The sequence below is a fragment of the Streptomyces niphimycinicus genome, assembly GCF_018883605.1.
GTDB classification, from domain to species: Bacteria; Actinomycetota; Actinomycetes; order Streptomycetales; family Streptomycetaceae; genus Streptomyces; species Streptomyces niphimycinicus.
Genome location: NZ_JAHLEM010000945.1, coordinates 1 through 3,619, shown reverse-complemented (window position 1 = coordinate 3,619; position 3,619 = coordinate 1). Strand labels below are relative to the sequence as shown.

The 3,619-nt window shown below is 73.1% G+C and carries 5 protein-coding genes; 2 read left to right on the top strand and 3 right to left on the bottom strand.

The features are described 5' to 3' along the window. Window positions 1-99, top strand: coding sequence for a DUF397 domain-containing protein (locus tag KN815_RS45940; protein WP_308403714.1), 99 nt, complete (start codon window positions 1-3; stop codon window positions 97-99). Between the two features lie 229 nt (window positions 100-328). Here KN815_RS45940 and KN815_RS51760 read toward each other — a convergent pair whose 3' ends face one another. Beyond that, on the bottom strand, window positions 329-460 hold the full coding sequence (locus tag KN815_RS51760) for a hypothetical protein (RefSeq protein ID WP_301184708.1): 132 nt from the start codon (window positions 458-460) through the stop codon (window positions 329-331). Window positions 461-541: 81 nt separating this feature from the next. Continuing rightward, complete coding sequence (locus tag KN815_RS45935; protein ID WP_216347728.1) at window positions 542-1,957, bottom strand: amidase; 1,416 nt, start codon at window positions 1,955-1,957, stop codon at window positions 542-544. 131 nt (window positions 1,958-2,088) lie between these two features. Between KN815_RS45935 and KN815_RS45930 the strand changes: the two genes are divergently transcribed. Next, entirely contained in the window at window positions 2,089-2,235 is a 147-nt protein-coding gene (locus tag KN815_RS45930; RefSeq protein ID WP_014061368.1) for an SCO1431 family membrane protein, read from the top strand. A gap of 207 nt (window positions 2,236-2,442) precedes the next feature. On the opposite strand, the gene KN815_RS45925 is transcribed toward KN815_RS45930, so the two are convergent. Beyond that, the coding region (locus KN815_RS45925; RefSeq protein ID WP_253209664.1) for an alpha/beta hydrolase family protein at window positions 2,443-3,619 on the bottom strand (1,177 nt) is incomplete at its 5' end.

Genomic DNA, 3,619 nt, shown 5'->3' with positions numbered 1-3,619 from the left:
ATCATCCACATCCGCGACTCCAAGAACCCCAACGGCCCCCAACTCGCTGTCACCCCAGCCTCCTGGACCGCGTTCGTCACCTACGCCAGCAAAAACTAGGGGCCTGGCGGGTCTTGGCGCCTGCGGCGGGCTGTTCCCCTCCCCGCCCCTTCCCGAAACTGGGGCTCCGCCCCAGACCCCGGAGCCGAGGGGCGGAGCCCCCCTCGGGGTCCAGGGCCGGCGCCCCTCCCGTCGCCCATGGGCGACGAGTTGGGGCACCAGCGAAAATGAGACAAGGCTCACGACGACATTCAGCGCGACCCCGACGCCACACGGCCGCCGGTCCTGATCACCCGGCAGCGCCGATCATGCGGATGCCGAGCACGACCGCTGCCGTCACGCAGCTCACCACGACAAGACGGGCAGTCCAGTTGTCCTTCTCCATGGCCAATTGGATCGTCCGCCAGAACTCCCCGCTCATATCGCCTCCCGGCATCGTCGGTACGAATGCGGACGACGACCAGTCGGCTCACCGCTTACGGCGCCCGGCGGCCCTGAAACGTCACACCGACGGCTGGACCGACGGCCGGTGCTCGTACCACCGCTGGTCGGCCTCGAGCTGGGCCGCCAGCGAGATCAGCACGGGCTCACTGTTGGCCGGGCCGAGGAACTGGGCGCCCAGCGGCAGCGTGCGGTCGGGGTCGGCGAACCCGGCCGGGACGTTCAGCGCGGGCCACCCCAGCACATTCCACGGCCAGGCGTACGGACACGCCGCGATCATGGCCCGATCGGTCTGCCACCCCGACAGCCCGGCCATGGCGCCGATCCGCAGCGGGGGCGTGGCCGTCGTCGGGGAGAGGACGACGTCGAAGCGCTGGAAGATCGCCCCGACCTGGCGCCGAAGCGGCCCCTCGTACGACCGCGCCCACCGCAGCGCGGCGCCGCCCAGCAGCCGGCCGTTGCGGGCGGCGTGGCGGGTGCGGATGTCGAGCAGCAGCGGATCGGGGACGCGGCCGGACCATTCGAAGAGCCCGGCGGTGGCGCGTGGCAGAAAGGAGAAGCCCACGAGCCCGTAGCGCGGCTCGGCCGCCACGACCTCATGGCCGAGGGCCGCCAGCCGCTCGGCGAGCCGGACGACCGAGGCCCGCACGGCCGGGTCCAGCCTCTTCGGGGTGCCGGTGAAGGCCGTCTTGAAGGACAGGGCAATCCGCAGCCGCCCCGGGTCGCGGCCCACCGCGGACAGCACATCCACCGGCTCCGGGCAGTGCAGATCCCCCTCGCGGTTGCCGCTCACGGCGTCCAGCAGCAGCGCGGCGTCGGCGACCGTACGCGCGAGCGGGCCGTTGCAGGTGATGCCGTTGAAGGACTCGGCGTCCGGCCAGGTGGAGATCCGGCCGCGTTGGGGCTTGATGCCGATCAGATGCGTCCAGGCGGCGGGGATACGGACCGAGCCCGCGCCGTCGGAGCCGAGCGCGGCGGGGACCAGCCCGGCGGCGACGGCGGCCGCGGCGCCGCCGGACGAGCCGCCGGGGGTGTGCTCCGGGTTCCAGGGGTTGCGGGTGTCGCCGAAGGCGGGGCCCTCGGTGAACGGCCACTGGCCCAGCTCGGGGGTGTTGGTCTTGCCGACGATCACGGCACCGGCCGCCCTCAGCCGCCGTACCGCCTCGCCGTCCGCGACCTTGGCCGGGAAGTCGCCGCAGCAGCCGAACGCGGTGGGCTCGCCCGCCACATCCGTATCGTCCTTGACCGCGAGCGGCACCCCGAGCAGCGGCAGCCGCTCCCCCGCCGCCAGCCGCCGGTCGGCCTCGGCGGCCTCGCGCAGGGCGGCCTCGGCGCGGATGCGGCGGAAGGCGTTCAGGGTGGGCTGGGTCTCGGCGATGCGCTCGAGCGCCTGCTCGACCAGCACATGGGAGGTCACCTCGCCTCCGGCCAGGGCGCGGATCTGCTCGCCCAGACCCTTGGGAATGACGCTGGTCACCGTGGTCCTCCTCGGGTGAGTTCGGCCACTTCCCCTTTACCCCTGGCGGCTGCTCCGCGCACCCTGGGCAACGGTGATGACCCATTTCATCACTTTCATCACGATCATCGCTGAGCACCGAGGACACCCGCATGACCGACATCGCGGCGCGCCGCACCGGCCTCCACTCCCGCACCGGAGGCCCCTCCGACGGCGAGGATCATCTGTTGGAGCATCTGCTCGGCTGGTCGCTGGTCGTCGTCCTCGCCTTGCTCACCACCCAGCTCGGACTGTTTTAGACGTATTCGGCCCGGTCGCGGTCCCGGGGGCCTGAGCAGGTCGGAGGAAGTCCGCTACGGTTCGGGCGGCGCCCCGAAGGGGCGCGGGGCCGTGTCGATGTGCGGCTCCGCCGCGCGGGCGCGACCAGCCACGACGGCGCCGCAGTCGGCCGACGACGCATCGCGACACTTCCAGCGGAGCGCTTAGCGGAGCCCTTAGCGGAGCGCTCAGTCGACGAATCGCACCTCCGGGTAGCGGGCCGACGGCCCGTCCAGCAGCCCCGTGTCATCGCGGTGGCGCAGCGCGCGGTCGAAGAACGCCGGGATGTACGCGCGCTGGACCGCCACCGCCCGCTGCGGGGCGACCGTGCCGATCGCGTCGGTCACCACCTTCTCCGGCAGGCCGAGCCGCGCGGCGATCCGCGGCAGCATCGACGTGGCGTCGGTGTAGGTCGCATGGGCCGAACCGAGCAGCGTCAGATCGAGGCGCGGGCCCGAGCTGTGCTCCCACAGCGCACCCCACGACGGCACGGTGTGGTGATCGTTTCCGTCCATGCCCATGGTCAGCACGGGACGGTCCACCCCGTCCGCGGCGACCGTGGAGAGGGGGCCGGGGTCCTGGTCCTCCTCGACATAGGCCAGCACCCCGTCCAGATTGGCGGCCGCCGCGATCCTCCGGTCGTCATGCATCGCCTGAAGGGCCGCGAAACCGCCCGCCGACTGCCCGAACGCGCCGATCGCGGACCGGTCGAGCGGCATGGGGGCGAGCAGGGTCGGGGCGAGCGCCTCCAGTGCCTCCGGCGCCTCCAGCCGGTCGAGGACGAATCGGAGATCCGCCACCCGCACCGCACAGGTCTTCCGCAGCAGCTCGACGACCGTGCCCTCCTGCTTGGCCCGTACGTACTCCTCCGGCAGCCTGCTGGTCTCGACCCGGCCATCCGGGAACTCGACCGCCGACCCGTCATAGGTGTGGTCGACACAGATCACGACATAGCCGCGCGAGGCCAGCTCATCGGTGAGCGTGGTGCCCAGCGAGCGGGGGTCGCCGACGCCGGGCGAGTAGAGCACCACCGGCCACCCGGCGCCCCGGCGCGCCCGCGCGGGCGGGGCCCCCTGGTGCGCGAAGGTGCGCGTCGCCGCCCAGTCGACGCGGCCCCGCGGCACGCCCCCCAAGTTGTTCAGCCGGTCGAAACCGGCCGCCTCGCCCGGCAGCAGTTGCGCGGCGCGCGGATACCGCTCGACGTCCCGGGCCGGATAGCGGACGCTGACCATCAGCTCGCGCGACGGCCGGGAGGCGACCCAGGGGTCGGGCCGGTCCTGATCGACGAGGCGATGGGAGACGGTGCCCACGGGGTACGGCCCGGTGGGCGCGGGCAGCGTCAGCCGCACCCGCCGCGCGGCGGCT